General features: G+C 68.9%; 18 protein-coding genes, 1 tRNA gene and 1 other RNA gene. 11 read left to right on the plus strand and 9 right to left on the minus strand.

From position 1 onward, the window contains the following. Nucleotides 1-12: 12 nt before the first annotated feature. Complete coding sequence (acs, locus tag D8896_RS10620; RefSeq protein ID WP_121822082.1) at nucleotides 13-1980, minus strand: acetate--CoA ligase; 1968 nt, start codon at nucleotides 1978-1980, stop codon at nucleotides 13-15. A 120-nt stretch (nucleotides 1981-2100) separates the two neighbouring features. Here acs and D8896_RS10625 point away from each other — a divergent pair, with 120 nt between their 5' ends. Continuing rightward, complete coding sequence (locus D8896_RS10625) at nucleotides 2101-3030, plus strand: NAD-dependent epimerase/dehydratase family protein (protein WP_121822083.1); 930 nt, start codon at nucleotides 2101-2103, stop codon at nucleotides 3028-3030. Nucleotides 3031-3054: 24 nt separating this feature from the next. Here D8896_RS10625 and D8896_RS10630 read toward each other — a convergent pair whose 3' ends face one another. Together D8896_RS10630 and D8896_RS10635 are read right to left on the minus strand one after the other, a co-directional pair. Continuing rightward, entirely contained in the window at nucleotides 3055-3864 is an 810-nt protein-coding gene (locus D8896_RS10630) for a hypothetical protein (RefSeq protein WP_162991533.1), read from the minus strand. Nucleotides 3865-3936: 72 nt separating this feature from the next. Next, nucleotides 3937-4275 (minus strand): BsuPI-related putative proteinase inhibitor, encoded by a 339-nt coding sequence (locus tag D8896_RS10635; protein ID WP_121822369.1) that lies wholly within the window; start codon nucleotides 4273-4275, stop codon nucleotides 3937-3939. Nucleotides 4276-4362: 87 nt separating this feature from the next. On the opposite strand from D8896_RS10635, the gene D8896_RS10640 reads away from it, so the two are divergent. From D8896_RS10640 to D8896_RS10650, 3 genes are all read left to right on the plus strand, one after another. Then, a complete protein-coding gene (locus D8896_RS10640) occupies nucleotides 4363-5139 on the plus strand; it encodes a DUF2797 domain-containing protein (RefSeq protein ID WP_121822085.1) in 777 nt (258 codons plus the stop codon). A gap of 46 nt (nucleotides 5140-5185) precedes the next feature. Further along, a complete protein-coding gene (locus tag D8896_RS10645; RefSeq protein ID WP_121822086.1) occupies nucleotides 5186-5596 on the plus strand; it encodes a hypothetical protein in 411 nt (136 codons plus the stop codon). 89 nt (nucleotides 5597-5685) lie between these two features. Next, nucleotides 5686-5931 carry a hypothetical protein gene (locus tag D8896_RS10650; RefSeq protein WP_121822087.1) on the plus strand — a complete coding sequence of 82 codons (246 nt, stop codon included), beginning with the start codon at nucleotides 5686-5688 and terminating at the stop codon, nucleotides 5929-5931. Here the strand turns inward: D8896_RS10650 and D8896_RS10655 are convergent. After that, complete coding sequence (locus tag D8896_RS10655) at nucleotides 5913-7016, minus strand: glycosyltransferase (RefSeq protein WP_121822088.1); 1104 nt, start codon at nucleotides 7014-7016, stop codon at nucleotides 5913-5915. The genes D8896_RS10650 and D8896_RS10655 overlap by 19 nt on opposite strands. Before the next feature lie 138 nt (nucleotides 7017-7154). Here D8896_RS10655 and D8896_RS10660 point away from each other — a divergent pair, with 138 nt between their 5' ends. The 4 genes from D8896_RS10660 (at nucleotide 7155) to D8896_RS10675 (ending at nucleotide 9127) form a co-directional block, all read left to right on the plus strand. Then, complete coding sequence (locus D8896_RS10660) at nucleotides 7155-7499, plus strand: SHOCT domain-containing protein (protein WP_121822089.1); 345 nt, start codon at nucleotides 7155-7157, stop codon at nucleotides 7497-7499. A 178-nt stretch (nucleotides 7500-7677) separates the two neighbouring features. Then, nucleotides 7678-7950, plus strand: coding sequence for a ribonuclease P protein component 4 (locus D8896_RS10665; protein ID WP_121822090.1), 273 nt, complete (start codon nucleotides 7678-7680; stop codon nucleotides 7948-7950). 53 nt (nucleotides 7951-8003) lie between these two features. Beyond that, nucleotides 8004-8249 carry a YhbY family RNA-binding protein gene (locus D8896_RS10670; protein ID WP_121822091.1) on the plus strand — a complete coding sequence of 82 codons (246 nt, stop codon included), beginning with the start codon at nucleotides 8004-8006 and terminating at the stop codon, nucleotides 8247-8249. Then, a complete protein-coding gene (locus D8896_RS10675; RefSeq protein ID WP_121822092.1) occupies nucleotides 8249-9127 on the plus strand; it encodes a mechanosensitive ion channel family protein in 879 nt (292 codons plus the stop codon). The genes D8896_RS10670 and D8896_RS10675 overlap by 1 nt, the downstream gene beginning before the upstream one ends. Before the next feature lie 299 nt (nucleotides 9128-9426). Here the strand turns inward: D8896_RS10675 and ffs are convergent. Further along, nucleotides 9427-9738: signal recognition particle sRNA (gene ffs, locus D8896_RS10680), an RNA gene on the minus strand. 110 nt (nucleotides 9739-9848) lie between these two features. After that, nucleotides 9849-10268: a DUF7548 family protein gene (locus tag D8896_RS10685; RefSeq protein ID WP_121822093.1), complete on the minus strand. Its 420-nt coding sequence runs from the start codon at nucleotides 10266-10268 to the stop codon at nucleotides 9849-9851. Between the two features lie 82 nt (nucleotides 10269-10350). Between D8896_RS10685 and D8896_RS10690 the strand changes: the two genes are divergently transcribed. Beyond that, nucleotides 10351-10674, plus strand: a complete 324-nt coding sequence (locus D8896_RS10690) for a DUF5798 family protein (RefSeq protein ID WP_121822094.1) — start codon at nucleotides 10351-10353, stop codon at nucleotides 10672-10674. A gap of 105 nt (nucleotides 10675-10779) precedes the next feature. Beyond that, the gene (locus D8896_RS10695; protein WP_121822095.1) at nucleotides 10780-11760 is read left to right on the plus strand and encodes a PLP-dependent cysteine synthase family protein; all 981 of its coding nucleotides are present in this window, start codon (nucleotides 10780-10782) and stop codon (nucleotides 11758-11760) included. On the opposite strand, the gene D8896_RS10700 is transcribed toward D8896_RS10695, so the two are convergent. The 3 genes from D8896_RS10700 to D8896_RS10710 form a co-directional block, all read right to left on the minus strand. Continuing rightward, nucleotides 11757-12164, minus strand: coding sequence for a CoA-binding protein (locus D8896_RS10700; protein ID WP_121822096.1), 408 nt, complete (start codon nucleotides 12162-12164; stop codon nucleotides 11757-11759). The genes D8896_RS10695 and D8896_RS10700 overlap by 4 nt on opposite strands. 40 nt (nucleotides 12165-12204) lie before the next feature. Beyond that, nucleotides 12205-12840 carry an RAD55 family ATPase gene (locus D8896_RS10705; RefSeq protein WP_121822097.1) on the minus strand — a complete coding sequence of 212 codons (636 nt, stop codon included), beginning with the start codon at nucleotides 12838-12840 and terminating at the stop codon, nucleotides 12205-12207. Nucleotides 12841-12992: 152 nt separating this feature from the next. Beyond that, a complete protein-coding gene (locus tag D8896_RS10710) occupies nucleotides 12993-13841 on the minus strand; it encodes a geranylgeranylglycerol-phosphate geranylgeranyltransferase (RefSeq protein WP_121822098.1) in 849 nt (282 codons plus the stop codon). Between the two features lie 95 nt (nucleotides 13842-13936). Here D8896_RS10710 and D8896_RS10715 point away from each other — a divergent pair. Continuing rightward, nucleotides 13937-14011, plus strand: a tRNA-Arg gene (locus tag D8896_RS10715). Nucleotides 14012-14054: the final 43 nt, after the last annotated feature.

Below are 14054 nucleotides of genomic sequence, written 5' to 3' on the forward strand. Positions count from 1 at the left end.
CGAAGCCGAAACTCACTCGTTCCGGACCGCGGCTTCGATCTCGCCGACGACCTCCGGGTTCCGGAGGGCGCTCGTGTCGCCGAGGTCGTCGCCGTCCGCGATGGCCGTCAGCAGGCGGCGCATGATCTTCCCCGACCGCGTCTTCGGGAGGTCCGGCGCGAAGACGACCCGGTCGGGCCGGGCGAACGGGCCGATGGCGGCCGCGACGTGGTCGCCGATCCGCTCGCGGAGCGCCGCGGTCGCGTCGTGGCCGCTCTCGGTGCTGACGTAGGCGAACACGGCCGTGTCGGGGCCGTCGTCCGCGCCGACGACGGCGGCCTCGGCGACGCCGTCGACCTCGACGATGGCGCTCTCGATCTCCATCGTCCCGAGGCGGCGGCCCGAGACGTTGACCACGTCGTCGATCCGCCCGAGCACCGTCACGTAGCCGTCCCCGTCGACCGTCGCCCCGTCGCCGGCGGCGTAGCGGTAGCCGCCGTCGTCGGTCCGCTGCCAGCACTCCTCGACGAAGCGCTCGTCGTTCCTGTACAGCGTCCGGAGCATGCCGGGCCAGGGTTTCTCGACCGTGAGATACCCCGCCTCGCCGGCGTCGACCGAGTCGCCGGCGGCGTCGACCACGTCCACGTCGACGCCGGGGAGCGGCGGCCCGGCCGACCCGGGCTTCATCGGGTCGACGCCGGGGAGCGTCGAGATCATCATCCCGCCGGTCTCGGTCTGCCACCAGGTGTCGACGATGGGGCACTCGCCCCCGCCGACGTGTTCGTGGTACCACTTCCAGGCGCGGGGGTTGATCGGCTCGCCGACGGTGCCGAGCAGGCGCAGGCTCGACAGGTCGTGGCGCTCGGGGTACTCTTTCCCCCACTTCATGAACGCCCGGATCGCCGTCGGCGCGGTGTAGAACACGTCGACGGCGTTCGTGTCGACGATCTCCCAGACGCGGTCGCGGTCGGGGTAGTCCGGCGTCCCCTCGTACATCGTCGTCGTCGCGCCCAGCGCCAGCGGGCCGTACACGACGTAGGAGTGGCCGGTGATCCAGCCGATATCGGCCGAGCACCAGTGGGTGTCCTCCGGTTCGAGGTCCAGCACCGCGTGGCTCGTCCAGGCGGCCTGCGCGAGGTAGCCGCCGATGGTGTGTTTCACGCCCTTGGGCTCCCCGGTGGTGCCGGAGGTGTACATGAGGAACAGCATGTCCTCGGCGTCGCGCGGTACCGGGTCGACGCGCTCCCCGGCGTGGGCGTCCAGCAGGTCGCTGTAGTCGCGCTGGTGACTGGGGAGATGGTGGCCCAGTTCGTCGCCGAGGCGGTCGACGACGACCGTCTCCCGGACGTCGTGGTTCACGTCGAGCAGGGCGTTGTCGGCCTTGCTCTTCAGGTTGAACGCGGTGCCGCGGCGGTAGTAGCCGTCGCAGGTGACCAGATACTCCGAGTCGGCCCGCTCCATCCGGGTGGCCAGCGCGTCGGCGGCGAAGCCGGCGAAGACGACGCTGTGGGGCGCGCCGATCCGGGCGCAGGCGAGCATCGCGACCGGCAGTTCGGGGATCATCGGCATGTACAGCGTCACCACGTCGTCCTCGCCGACGCCCAGGTCCCGGAGCGCGGCCGCGAACTCGTTGACCTCGCGGTGGAGGTCCTGGTACGTGTACGTCCGCGTCTCGTCGCGCTTGCCGACCCACCTGATCGCCGCGCGGTTCTTCCCGCCGCCCTCGACGTGCCGGTCGACGCAGTTGTACGCCGCGTTCAGCCGCCCCCCGGTGAACCACTCGTAGAACGGCTCGTTCGAGTCGTCGAGCACGGTATCGTACGGCGTCTCCCAGTCCAGCAGGTCGGCCGCTCGTTCCCAGCAGTCGGGCCAGTTCTCCGCGAACGCCTCGCGGACCGCCGGGTCGCTGACGTTTGCCTGCTCGACGAACGACGCCGGCGGATCGATCGCCTCGGTCCCGCCGGTCTCCCGTTCGGTGTCAACCCCCGTCCCGTCGCTCATTTCACGGCGTAGCTGTGGGCTGAAAGCGGCATAAGCGTTCGCACTACCCACGCTGTGTGGTGGGTATCGGCCCGACCGGTGACCACAACGTACTTCCCGCGAAGCGTCGGACCGGTACGCATGGACCTGTCCGGAACCCGAGTGCTCGTCACCGGCGGTGCCGGCCTCGTCGGCTCCCACATGGCCGACCGCCTCGTCGCCGACAACGACGTGGTCGTCGCGGACGACCTCTCGAACGGCCACCGCGACTGGGTGCCCGACGACGCCGAGTTCGTCGAGGTGGACCTGACCGACCCCGACGGCGTCGCGGAAGTCGTCACCCCGGAGGTCGACGTCGTCTTCCACTTCGCCGCCTCGAAGGAGGTCGACACGGACCGCCCCCGCGAGCAGTTCGACGCGAACAACGCGATGACGTACAACCTGCTCGAACGGATGGCCGAGGTCGGCGTCGACCGGATCGCCTTCACCTCCTCCTCGACCGTCTACGGCGAGGCACCACGCCCGACGCCCGAGGACTACGCCCCCCTCGAACCCATCAGCATCTACGGCGCGAGCAAACTCGCCGAGGAGGGGCTGCTGTCGACGTACGCCCACGCCCACGGCTTCACCGTCTGGACGTTCAGATTCGCCAACATTCCCGGCCCGGCGTTCGACGGCTCGGTGATCCCCGACTTCGTCGAGAAACTGGCCGAGAACCCCGAGACGCTCACCATCCTCGGGAACGGCCGGCAGGAGAAGTCCTACCTCCACGTCGAGGAGTGCGTCGACGCCATCCACCACGTCGTCTCGACCGCCGACGACGCGCACAACGTGTACAACCTCGGGACGCGGACGACCACCTCCGTCACCCGCATCGCCGACATCGTCGCCGACGAGATGGGCGTCGACCCCGACTACGAGTACACCGGCGGCGACCGCGGCTGGACCGGCGACGTGCCGAAGATGCGCCTCTCCGTCGAGAAGCTGGCCGCGACCGGCTGGGAGCCGCCGCTGTCCAGCGACGAGTCCGTCCGGAAGGCTGCGCGGCAGCTGGTCGAGCGGCTGGAGTGACGGCCCACCGTCCTCGCTGGACCCTCAGAGCACGATCAGGAGGGCTGCCACGAACCCGAGCATCACGAGCGACCCGAGACCGTACTTCGCCGCGCTGACCCGGAGGTCGCCGGCGTGGGCGTCGAACCCCCGGTCCGAGACGAGCAGCGGCGTCCCGTCGGTTCCCCGGACCACGGGATCGCCCCCTTCGACGCGGACCTCGCCGCGCACCTGCAGCGTATCGCCCTCCCGGATCGCCCGCGACTGGAGGGAGTACTCGCCGAGGTCGACGCCGTCGTTGTGCCGCTCGACGACCCCCGCCAGCCGGTCGAGCGAAACCTCGTTCGTGTCCCCGGAGAGGTCGACGTACGGCGAGTCCCAGAGATACGTCGAGAAGGTGTCGCTCTTGGTGATCCCGCCGACGCTCACCGCGGAAAGCGCGGGGCTGTCGTGGGACTCGACGAGCCACGACGGGTCGATGCGAACCGTCCTGCCCCCGTCAGTGACGGCGAACGACCCCGACTCGATGCCGGACGCGAACGTCGCCATCTCCGGGCGCACCTCTCCCTCCTCCAGGTCGACCACGTTGTCCCCGGACTCCGGGAACCTGGCCCGCCAGAGATACGCGGCGACGGCCGCGTCGCCGTCGCCGACGGCGGTTTCGGCGGCCTCGGGTGGCTCGTCGACGACGACCGTCCCGTCGACTGTCGCCGGTTCACCGTCGACGACGCCGCGGTCGGGGGCGGTCCCGGAGAGCGTTTGCGACAGCCTCGCGCCGGTTATCGCCCGGTAGCCGTACCAGAGCCCGCCGGGAACCAGAAAGAGGGACACGGCGAGCGTGAACGCTCCGACCATCTCGATCGTCGGGTCGTGGTCCGTGCCGATAGTTGTCAGTTGTGGTATCGTTCGGTGACCGGTCGCACGGCGTCACCGGTCGCCGTCGACCGAGAACTCGACCCGCGCCTCGCAGTCCTGCTCGCGTGCCTCCAGCGTCGCCACGGCCGCGTACTCGCCCGGATCCGGGTCGTCCCACGACGCCTCGTACGTCGCGACTTCGCCGGGTGCGATCGTCTCGGAGCCGAGCGCCTGCGCGAACAGCCGCCCCTCGCTGAAGCGCCAGACTTCGCCGTCGTCCAGCACGGCGAAGTCCGCCTCCAGCGCGTCGGGAAACGCCAACTCGACCGGCTCCTCGCCGTCGTTCCGAACCGCGAACGCGAACTGTACGCCGCCGTCGACGGTCACGTCGAGCGACCCGCGAAGCGTCATGGCCCGGGCTACCGAGCGGTGGACCATAGCCTTTCGGTCGGGCCCGCAAGCAGTACGCCTTTACCCCGGGATCGCCTACCGGCGGGCGTGCAGATCGTCGGGTACGACACGGGGTCGCCGCCGTCCGAGGAGTCCGACGGCCGCGACGCCGCGCTGTTGCTCGCCGCGGACGGGCGCGTCGACCGCGTCGCGCTGACGCCCGGGACCGACCTCGCCTACAGCCTCGGCGACCGACGCTGTGCGGGCGCGGTCGACGGGGACACCCACTACCCCTGCGAGAACGACGGCGCGCCGTACTGCGACCAGCACGCGAGCACCTGGGTGTGTGCCCGGTGTACCGGCACCTGCCTGAAAGACGAGATGGACTGCTACGAGGAGCACGCGGTGTATCTCGCCGCCTTCGCGCCGGCGACGTTCAAGGTGGGCGTCACGCGCTCGTGGCGGCTGGAGACCCGCCTGCGCGAGCAGGGGGCCGACCGCGCCGCCCACGTCCACACCGTCTCGAACGGGCGGATCGCCCGCGAACTGGAGGCCGAGATCGCGGCGGAGGTCCCGGACCGGGTGCGCGTCCCGACGAAGATCGACGGGTTCGGCCGCGACGTGGACGGCGACGCGTGGACGGCCCTGCTCGACGGGTTCGAGGTGATCGACCGCTGGCGCTTCGACTACGGGCTCGACTTGGACGGCGGGCCGGTGGCCGAGACGCTGGCGGCCGGCACGGTTGTCGGCGTCAAGGGGCGGGTCCTCCTGCTCGACAACGGCGGCACGACGTACGCCGTCGACCTGCGGGACCTGGTCGGCTACGCCGTCGAGTCGGGGTCGGTGTCGCGGTCGCTCCAGTCGAACCTCGGCGCGTTCACCTGAGCCGAGTCACCGAACCCTTTTCGGGCCGGCGACGAAAGCCGGAGGTATGTCGGACGACGACTCCACCGACAGCGAGGAACAGGCCGCCGAGAACAACGGCGAGGGCGAGGAGAAGTCCTTCCGCGAGCGCGTCGAGGAGATCCGCGAGAAGCGCGCCGAGGAGGGCGGCGAGGGCGGCGAGTCCCGAGAGGAGCGCATGGAGGAGATGATGGGCGGCGGCCCCGGCGGCCCCGGCGGCATGGGTGGCGGGGGCGGCGGCAACCCGTTCGCGCAGATGATGAGCGGGATGATGGGCGGCGGTCCCGGCGGTGCGCCCGGCGGTCCCGGCGGCGCGCCGGGCGGCCAGTCCGAGGGCGGCAACGAGGAACTCGTCCGCGAGGTGCGACAGCTCCGCGACGAGGTCCGCGACGCGACGCGCCAGCTTCAGCGCATCGCCGACGCCCTCGAAGACGACTGAGAGCAAACACCACGAGCGTAGTTTCCGCCGATTCCTGTCCCGGAAACCGACACTAATTTTAACCGGCCACCGTTACTACCCCCACTACGATGTCGCTGACAGCCGTGCTCGTCGCGAAACTGCTCCGCGACCTCCCGCGCCAGCACCAGCGGGCGGCGCTCGTGTTAGCGCCGCTGTCGGTGCTCGGCTACGTGGGCGTGTCGGCGGCGTACGAGTCGGACCCGTGGGTCGGCGTCGCCCTGCTCGTGGCGGCGACGCTGCTCGCGACCGGCGTCGTCGTCGCGGTGATGACGGGTATCGGTCGGACGCTCGACTCCTACGACACGCTGCCGTAGAGGTCGGCCAACCGCTCGACGGTTCGGCTGACGCTTATTTCGTCCCGACGGTCCAGACAGTTCTCCGCGAGGCGGTCACGGTCGTCCAGCGCGTCCTCGATCCGCGCCCGGAACGCGTCGATGTCGTCCTCCGGGTAGTGATACCCCGTGACGCCGTCGACGACGGTGTCCGAGAGCGCCCCGCTGTCGACGCCGACGACGGGTGTCCCGCAGGCGTTCGCCTCCAGCGCGACGAGTCCCTGCGTCTCGACGGGGCTGGGGAACGCGAACACGTCCAGCGCCGAGTAGAACGCCGGCATCTCCTCACGGTCGAGGAAGCCGAGGAACCGGACGTCGGCGGTACTGTCGGCGGCCTGTGACTGCAGGTCCTCGTGGGCCGGGCCGTCGCCGCCGAGGACGACGGTCACGTCGAGGCTCTCCGCGGCCGCGATCAGGTCCGAGAGACGCTTCTCGTAGCCGTGCCGGCCGGTGTACCCGACGAGCGTCTCACCGACGAGGTCGTGCCGTTCGCGGAACTCGGACGTCTCGGTCGGTCTGAACTGCTCGGTGTCGATCCCGTTCGACACCACCTCGACCGGTGTCTCGACGCCGAGTTCGTTCCGGAGGTACTCCCGGACCGGTTCGGTCGGCACGACGACGCGGTCGGCGCGGTTGAAAAACCACCGCTCGTACCCGTCGACGAACTCCCGGAGGCCGCTCGCGATCCCGTCGGTCGGCGCGAGGTAGTCGGTGTACTCGCCGCCCGGCGTGTGGTAGGACGCGACCAGCGGCGCGTCGGCGCGGCGCGCGAGACGCATCGCGCCGAGGCCGAGCGCGAACGGCGTGTGGGCGTGGACGACGTCGACGTCCTTGACGGCGCTCGGGATCTTCGGCGCGCCGAGGCGGTACCCCTGGTACCACGGGAACGCGACGCTTCTGACCGGATGTTCGTTGGGGCCGGGCGAGTGGCCGTCCGACCGGGGGTACACCACGTCCATTCGCCCGCCGTTGCGGTTCCAGCGGTCCCGCCAGGCGTCTATCGTGTAGGTCACGCCGTTCACCGTCGGGAGATAGGTGTCGGTAAAGGCGGCGACCTGTTGGTCCATTACCGGGCCATTGGTGGGGGAGTTAATAAAAAACCCGTCATCTCCCGATCACCTCGGTTCGACCGTCCGATCCCCCTCCCGTCGCCGCCTCGGAGGCCGCTGTTGAATTTAAGTTCGTGCAGGGAGATCACACGGCACATGGACGACCTCGCTGACCTCGCGGTCCTCGCCGTCTCGATGGTGGCCGCCCTCTTCGGCGTCACGCTGGTCGGTGCCGGCGAGGTGACCGGTCTCGCCGCGCTCCTCGTCGGGGTACTCGGCTTCGCGTACCTGAAGGTGGACCTCGATGCGGTCGGTGCGACGGACGACGCCGGCGAGCAGGCGGCCGCCGAGGACGACCCGCTGACGGTGCTCCGGGACCGCTACGCACGCGGCGAGATCGGCCGGGACGAGTTCGAACGCCGACTGGACGACCTGCTCGAAACGGACCCCGTCGAGCGGGAACGGGACCGCGACGAGGAGCCGCTGCTGGAGGACCGATGAGCGTCGAACGAGCCCGTCCACCCCGACTCCGTCACCGGGTTTGTTCGCTGCAGGACCTCTAGGAGTAGAAACAAAAAATACTTGGCTTTCAGTTGCCCAGCGTTACGTGGGGCGTTTCAGGATAACACTCTCTCCTTGTCCTGATCGGCCCCGGAATCCCCCCACCCCCCCATTTCCGATGACGATACCCGAAGAGCGCGTCGCCCGGCTGGAGTCGCTCGCACGCGAGGCAGCAGCCGCGTCGAACCAGGAGCGCGCCCGGGAGTACGTCCGGCTTGCCAGACGCGTCGCCGAGCGCAACCGGCTGGCGCTCCCCCGCCAGTTCAAGCGGTTCACCTGCGACGCCTGCGACAGCTATCTCCGTCCGGGAGCGAACGCGCGCGTCCGGACCCGCGACGGGCACGTCGTCGTCACCTGCGACTGCGGCGAGCAGGCACGCTACCCGTACTGACGGGGTCGGTTCGTGCAACAAGCTTGAAACCGGAGCCGAACGTACAGGGTTCCATGACTGATCAGCAGCTCCGAAAGCAAGCACACGACACGGACGTCACGGTCTGGGTCGGCAAGAGCGGGATCGATGCGGTGACCGGCGAACTCTCCGACCAGTTACAGGACCGGGAGCTCGTGAAGGTGAAGTTCCTCCGGGCGGCCCGTGGCGGGACGAACACCGACGAACTGGCCGCGGAACTGGCCGACGCCGTCGACGCTGAACTGGTCGAGACACGCGGGAACACGGCGGTGTTGCACTGATGGCGATCATCGACGAGTATCTCATCGACGCCGGCCTCTCGGCGGACCTGGCCGCACCGATCGCGTCCGCCATCGAGTTCGTCGTCGGCTTCGCCGTGGTCTATCTCATCGGCAAGACGTTCGTCTACCCCCTCGTCCGGCGGCTGCTGAACCGCCGTGACCTCGACGCCCACGCCCGGAAGCCGCTGATGAAGGTGACCCAGATCGTCGTCGTGTTCGCGGCCATCTCCGTCGCCTTCGGGGTCGCGGGCTTCGGGAACTTCCTCAACTCGCTGGCGACCATCGCGGCGGCCGCGACGCTGGCGATCGGCTTCGCGCTGCAGGACGTGATCGCCAACTTCGTCGCCGGGATCTTCATCTTCACCGACCGGCCGTTCCGCATCGGTGACTGGATCGAGTGGGACGGCAACTCGGGCGTCGTCGAGGACATCAGCCTCCGGGTTTCGCGCGTCCGCACGTTCGACAACGAGCTGCTGACGGTACCCAACTCCCAGCTGACCGACGGCGTCATCAAGAACCCGATGGCGAAGGACAAGCTCCGCCAGAAGTTCGTGTTCGGCATCGGCTACGACGACGACATCGAACAGGCCACCGACATCATCATCGAGGAGGCCGAGAAGCATCCCGACATTCTGGAGGATCCGGCACCCTCGGTCCGACTGACCGAACTGGGCGACTCCTCGGTCGGCCTCCAGTCGCGCATCTGGATCGCCGACCCCAGCCGCGCCGACTTCGTGAAGGTCCGCGGCGACTACGTCACCAGCGTGAAACAGCGGTTCGACGAGGAAGGGATCGACATTCCCTACCCCAACCGCACGCTCTCGGGCGGCCTCGAACTGGCCAACGCCGCGGAGATCTCCCAGCCCGCCGACGACTGAACGGCCACCGGGGAGCCTTTCTTTAACGAACTGACCTTATCTCGGGCCGGGAGGCGGTCCCGTCCGCCGACCCACCGGGAGATCAAAGATCTCCCGAGCCCTCCCTCGCTTCGCTCGGGAGGATGGGGGAGGGCAGGCTGGCAGTAGTTGCGGCTCGACGTGTAGCATACGGCGGCGGAGCCGCCGTTTCGCCGGACGCGACCGCAGGGAGCGTCCGGGGTTTTTGATCGACATTTTTTGCCCGAGCGGTTCGCTCGCTACGCGAGCGAACCCGAGGGACGAAAAAGGTCGGTATGAATGGGTGGACGCCCGGAGTTGCCCGGCGTCCCGAACGGGGGAATCCCGGTTGCCTCCTCCACCCCGCGACCCATCGAGCGACAGGTGTCCGACGGTCCGCTGCTCGCTTCCGCGCCTGACGGATTGCCGCCGACCAACCGCGGCGAGCCGTCCCTGCGGACGGTCGCCGCGGACCGCTGTCCCCGCTGGACGAGGCTTCCACGTTGGCTCCCGGGGCCCCGTCCGGTCGGACCGGACGCGCCCGGGGTTCGGTCCCCGCTGAAGGCCATAGGGCGGGTGGAGAGCAGGGCCTAGCTGCCCGACCTAGTCCATTCACTGGTAGCCGGTGCTGTCTTAAGGGCCTTTCGGGTTAGTCGGGGACGGCGGGCCGTCGTCGGGAGTCGGTCCGGCCACTCTCGACGGTGCCCCGACACGGTCGTCCGCGTCAGAACAGCCGAAGGACGCGCGCGTAGAAGGCGGCGGTCGCCGGCACGACCAGCGTTACCGCGAGGAACAGCCAGCGGTGGTACTCGATCCAGTCGGCCGTGCCGATCTGGAGGACCAGCGAGGCGTCGACCGAGGCCGCCCAGATGCCGGCGAGGGCGGTCATGATCAGCCCCAACCCGAGCGTCGCGCCGGCGGCGGTCTCCGGCGGGGTCCGTCCCTGTCGCCCGGCGGCGAAGGCGATGGCGGCGACCAGCGCCAGCATCGTGATCGCCCACGGGCCGACGAAGCCGGCCGAGTAGTAGGGTTCGAGACCGCTGGCCTCGGCGGCCGGGAGGGCGACGTACGGCGCGGCGGCGACGGCGGCGATGGCGAGCGTGCCGAGCAGCCCGAGCGTCGGCGGAACCGTCTCGTCTACCATATCACGAACTGGTCCCGCCGCGCGCATAAACGCGGCGTTCGAGTCGGAAGGTCCAACTGGCCGGACCTCCGTACCGACGCGTATGGGACTGGGAAGCACCGCGAAGAAGCTCCAGAACGTCGCCGACCGCGCCGAGCAACTGTACAAGCAACTGGCCGACGTGCGCGAGCGCGTGATGAAACTGGAGAAGACGACGACCGAAACCGGCGACCGCGTCGAGCGGATGGAGACCGAACTGGAGAAACAGCGGGCGGTCCTCGACGCCATCGCCGCCGACCGCGGGATCGACGTCGACCAGTTGCTCGCCGAGGCGGCGATCGAAGAGGTCGACGACGAGAGCGATGGCGAGGGTGAGACCGCCGCCGCCGACGATACGGCCGGATCCGGCGAGTCGACGGCGGAGTAACCCGGAGACAGCCGACTCGTTTTCCGTCCCGGCGGCCGAATCGAGGCCCGGGACGGCAGCGACGACCAGTAAAGTATAACGGGCGCGGCAACTATTGCCCGAGCGATGACCACCCATCGGGAACCGGTCGACTCGGTGCTCGCCACCGTCGGGGAGACGCCGCTGGTTCGCGTCGCGGCCTCGCCCGACGACGTCCCCGTCTACGCCAAGGTGGAGTCGTTCAACCCGGGAGCGAGCATCAAAGACCGGATCGGGAAGTACATGCTCGAACGCATGATGGAACGCGGCGAGGTGTCGCCCGGCGGGACGGTGATCGAGCCGACCGCGGGCAACACCGGGATCGGGTTCGCCGTCGCCGCCGGACAACTCGGCGTCGACGCCGTGTTCGTCGTGCCCGAGCGGTTCAGCGTCGAGAAGCAGCAACTGATGGACGCGCTCGGGGCCGATGTCATCAACACGCCCACCGAGGACGGCATGGACGGCGCGATTCAGCGCGCCCACGAACTCGCCGAGGAACTCGACGACGCCGTCGTTCCCCAGCAGTTCGCCAACCCCCTCAACGCCGAAGCCCACTACGAGACGACCGCGCCGGAGATCTACGAGGCGCTCGACGGCGAGGTCGGGGCCGTCGTCGCCGGCTGTGGCACCGCCGGCACGCTCATGGGGATCGCGGAGTACGCCCGCGAGCAGCACCCCGACACCTACGTCGTCGCCGTCGAGCCGGAGGGGTCGCTGTACGGGACCGTGCTCGGCGAGGACGAGACCGAGGACGAGTACAAGATAGAGGGGATCGGCACGCACGACCCGACGACCAACGAGCTGTTCGACCCCGAACTCGTCGACGCGGTGATCGACGTGTCGGACCGCGACGCGCAGGACGAACTCAAACGGCTCGCCCGCGAAGAAGGGCAGTTAGTCGCCTCCAGCGCCGGCGCGGCGAGCGTCGCCGCGCGTCGAGTGGCCCGGGACATCCGTGACGGCGAGATCGACGCCCCGTACGACACCGTCGTCACGCTCTTCCCCGACTCCAGCGAGCGCTATCTCTCGAAGGGGATCTACCGGTCGTTCGAGGAGTGGGACGGCTAGCGGAGCCGCTGGTGTTCGACCTTCATACAGCGGTCCTGCACCACGTGTAGGCCGGCCGCCTCCGCGCGCTCGGCCGCCTCGTCGTCGCGGATGCCAAGCTGCGTCCAGACGACCTTCGCGTCGTCGCGCTCGACCGCCTGGTCGACGATGCCGCTCACCTCCTCGCTCGGCCGGAACACGTTGACGACGTCGATCTCCTCCTCGACTTCGGAGAGCGAGTCGTACGCCCGCTCGCCCAGCACCTCCTCGGCGAACGGGTTGACCGGCGTCACGTCGTACCCGTGTTCCTGCAGGTATTTCGGGATCTCGTGGGCGTCCTTCCCGGCCGTCCCCGAGCAGCCGACGACCGCGATCCGTCGCAGGCCCAGTAACTCACGTAGCTCCGCGTCGCTCTCGACGGGCATTGGAGAGAGATCACGGAGCCGGCCGATTAAAGCCTGCTGGTCAGTTCGACGCCGACGGCACGCCGACGGTCGTCACCGACGGCTCGCCGCCGTCGTCCTCCACCTCGATGACGCCGTCGAACAGCTGTTTCAGCGTGTTCAGGGTCTGTTCCTCGTGTGCCGTCGAATCGAGCACGTACAGCCCCAGCGCCTCCGCGCTCTGGACGCGCCCGGTGAACACGTGGAGGAACCGGAACACCGTCTGGACGTTCGAGTACATCAACAGCGTCGACACGGAGTGGAGCAACACGCGGTTGCGCTGGATCCCCCGGGTCTCGTAGAACTCCTGAAGGAACTCCGAGAGCTGGATCCCCAGTCCGGTCATGTCGACCGGCGAGGAGGCGTACTTCACCCGGGGCGTGTTCTCCGCGTTGCCCACACCCCGTTGCTTCGTGACGCAGTCGACGACGCCGAAGGGTTTGTCGTCCAGGTCGGGCACGAGCCGCTCGTACTCCGTGACGAGCTTGTCCGCGCTGTCTTTCGTCGTGACGACGATCGCACCGTCCCCCTGTTTGGTTCCCTCGGCGAGTATATCGGTCGCTATCCGCCGCTTTCCGGTCATTGGGGGGCCGGAAACGAGCAGGTTGGTCCCCGGATTCACTTCGACATCCGGGAGGACAGGAGCCAGATCATACATGAGGGATCGTCGTGGAAAGACCAGCACGGATGCGCCCGGCTGTTTTCTGATTAGCTCAACGTGTTCGTCTGGTATAAAGCTGTACCAAGCGGTCGCATATAGTTTTTGGTTCAAAGTGCAACCCGGGCGTAATAATGAACGCCCGATCGTACTCAGGCCGGGACGACCGTCGCCCCGCGGCCGACGACGAAGGCGACGGCGGCGAGAAACATGCCGTACTTGATGTGGGACTGACCGGCTGTCGGGTCGGCGAAGCTCTCGGCGGCGGCGTACAGCATTATCGCGTCGGCCGGCACCACGACGAGCAGATACGCCACGCCGAACGTCTCCCGGAGGTACGGGACTGGACTGGCGAGCACCGCGACGACGAGGACGGCCGTCCCGACCCACAGCGCTCGCCGTTCCCCGACGGCGATCGGAAGCGTGTTCAGCCCCTCCTCGCGGTCGCCGTCCACGTCCTCCACGTCCTTGATGATCTCGCGGGTCACCGTCGACAGCGCCGCCAGCAGGAACAGGACGACCGTGGCGTCCGGCCGACCGACCGCCGCGCCGCCGAACAGGAACGTGCTTCCGCCGAGAACGGCCACGACGGCGTTGCCCACGCCGGGCAACCCCTTGAACAGCTTCGTGTAAGCGACCAGCGCCACGAGGTTCACACCGGCGATCGCGATCGCCAGCGGCGGCAGGACGACCGCGAGCACGACCGCACCGAGAAACAGCGCGAGGCTGAAGGCCAGCGCCCCCCGCGGCGACACCGCCCCACGCGGGATCGGTCGGTCGGGGTCGTTGATCGCGTCGATCTCCCGGTCGAAGTAGTCGTTGATCGCGTTGCCCGCCGCCGTCGCGAGCACCGTCGCGCCGACCGCGGCACCCGTCGGCACCGCCGGCACCGTCAGGCCGACGGCGACGAACGCCCCGACGAACGTCAACGCCCCCGCAGCGACCGCGTTCAGCGGGCGCGTCAGTTCGACCAACCCACGGGCCCGCCGTCCGACACTCATGGCCGTGGTTCCCGACGGCTTGCTAATAAATCGCGCGGTCGTCGACGGGTGAAATCATTGGGTTTAAACCGCCCGGTCGCCCTCCGATCAACTGCGGGCGCTTAGCTCAGTTTGGACAGAGTACTTGGCTTCGGACCAAGCTGTCGCGGGTTCAAATCCTGCAGCGCCCATGTGTAATTAAGTCGCCGCGCATCCACGCGACGGCGGCAGGTT

Source organism: Halostella salina, from assembly GCF_003675855.1.
Classification (GTDB): Archaea; Halobacteriota; Halobacteria; order Halobacteriales; family Natronoarchaeaceae; genus Halostella; species Halostella salina.

Coding starts and splice junctions, on each gene's coding strand:
- D8896_RS10665 (WP_121822090.1), top strand. CDS start 7,678: ATGACGATACCCGAAGAGCGCGTCGCCCGGCTGGAGTCGCTCGCACGC.
- D8896_RS10645 (WP_121822086.1), top strand. CDS start 5,186: ATGTCGGACGACGACTCCACCGACAGCGAGGAACAGGCCGCCGAGAAC.
- D8896_RS10670 (WP_121822091.1), top strand. CDS start 8,004: ATGACTGATCAGCAGCTCCGAAAGCAAGCACACGACACGGACGTCACG.
- D8896_RS10705 (WP_121822097.1), bottom strand. CDS start 12,840: ATGTATGATCTGGCTCCTGTCCTCCCGGATGTCGAAGTGAATCCGGGG.
- D8896_RS10635 (WP_121822369.1), bottom strand. CDS start 4,275: ATGACGCTTCGCGGGTCGCTCGACGTGACCGTCGACGGCGGCGTACAG.
- acs (WP_121822082.1), bottom strand. CDS start 1,980: ATGAGCGACGGGACGGGGGTTGACACCGAACGGGAGACCGGCGGGACC.
- D8896_RS10625 (WP_121822083.1), top strand. CDS start 2,101: ATGGACCTGTCCGGAACCCGAGTGCTCGTCACCGGCGGTGCCGGCCTC.
- D8896_RS10710 (WP_121822098.1), bottom strand. CDS start 13,841: ATGAGTGTCGGACGGCGGGCCCGTGGGTTGGTCGAACTGACGCGCCCG.
- D8896_RS10695 (WP_121822095.1), top strand. CDS start 10,780: ATGACCACCCATCGGGAACCGGTCGACTCGGTGCTCGCCACCGTCGGG.
- D8896_RS10675 (WP_121822092.1), top strand. CDS start 8,249: ATGGCGATCATCGACGAGTATCTCATCGACGCCGGCCTCTCGGCGGAC.
- D8896_RS10650 (WP_121822087.1), top strand. CDS start 5,686: ATGTCGCTGACAGCCGTGCTCGTCGCGAAACTGCTCCGCGACCTCCCG.
- D8896_RS10655 (WP_121822088.1), bottom strand. CDS start 7,016: ATGGACCAACAGGTCGCCGCCTTTACCGACACCTATCTCCCGACGGTG.
- D8896_RS10630 (WP_162991533.1), bottom strand. CDS start 3,864: ATGGTCGGAGCGTTCACGCTCGCCGTGTCCCTCTTTCTGGTTCCCGGC.
- D8896_RS10685 (WP_121822093.1), bottom strand. CDS start 10,268: ATGGTAGACGAGACGGTTCCGCCGACGCTCGGGCTGCTCGGCACGCTC.
- D8896_RS10700 (WP_121822096.1), bottom strand. CDS start 12,164: ATGCCCGTCGAGAGCGACGCGGAGCTACGTGAGTTACTGGGCCTGCGA.
- D8896_RS10690 (WP_121822094.1), top strand. CDS start 10,351: ATGGGACTGGGAAGCACCGCGAAGAAGCTCCAGAACGTCGCCGACCGC.
- D8896_RS10660 (WP_121822089.1), top strand. CDS start 7,155: ATGGACGACCTCGCTGACCTCGCGGTCCTCGCCGTCTCGATGGTGGCC.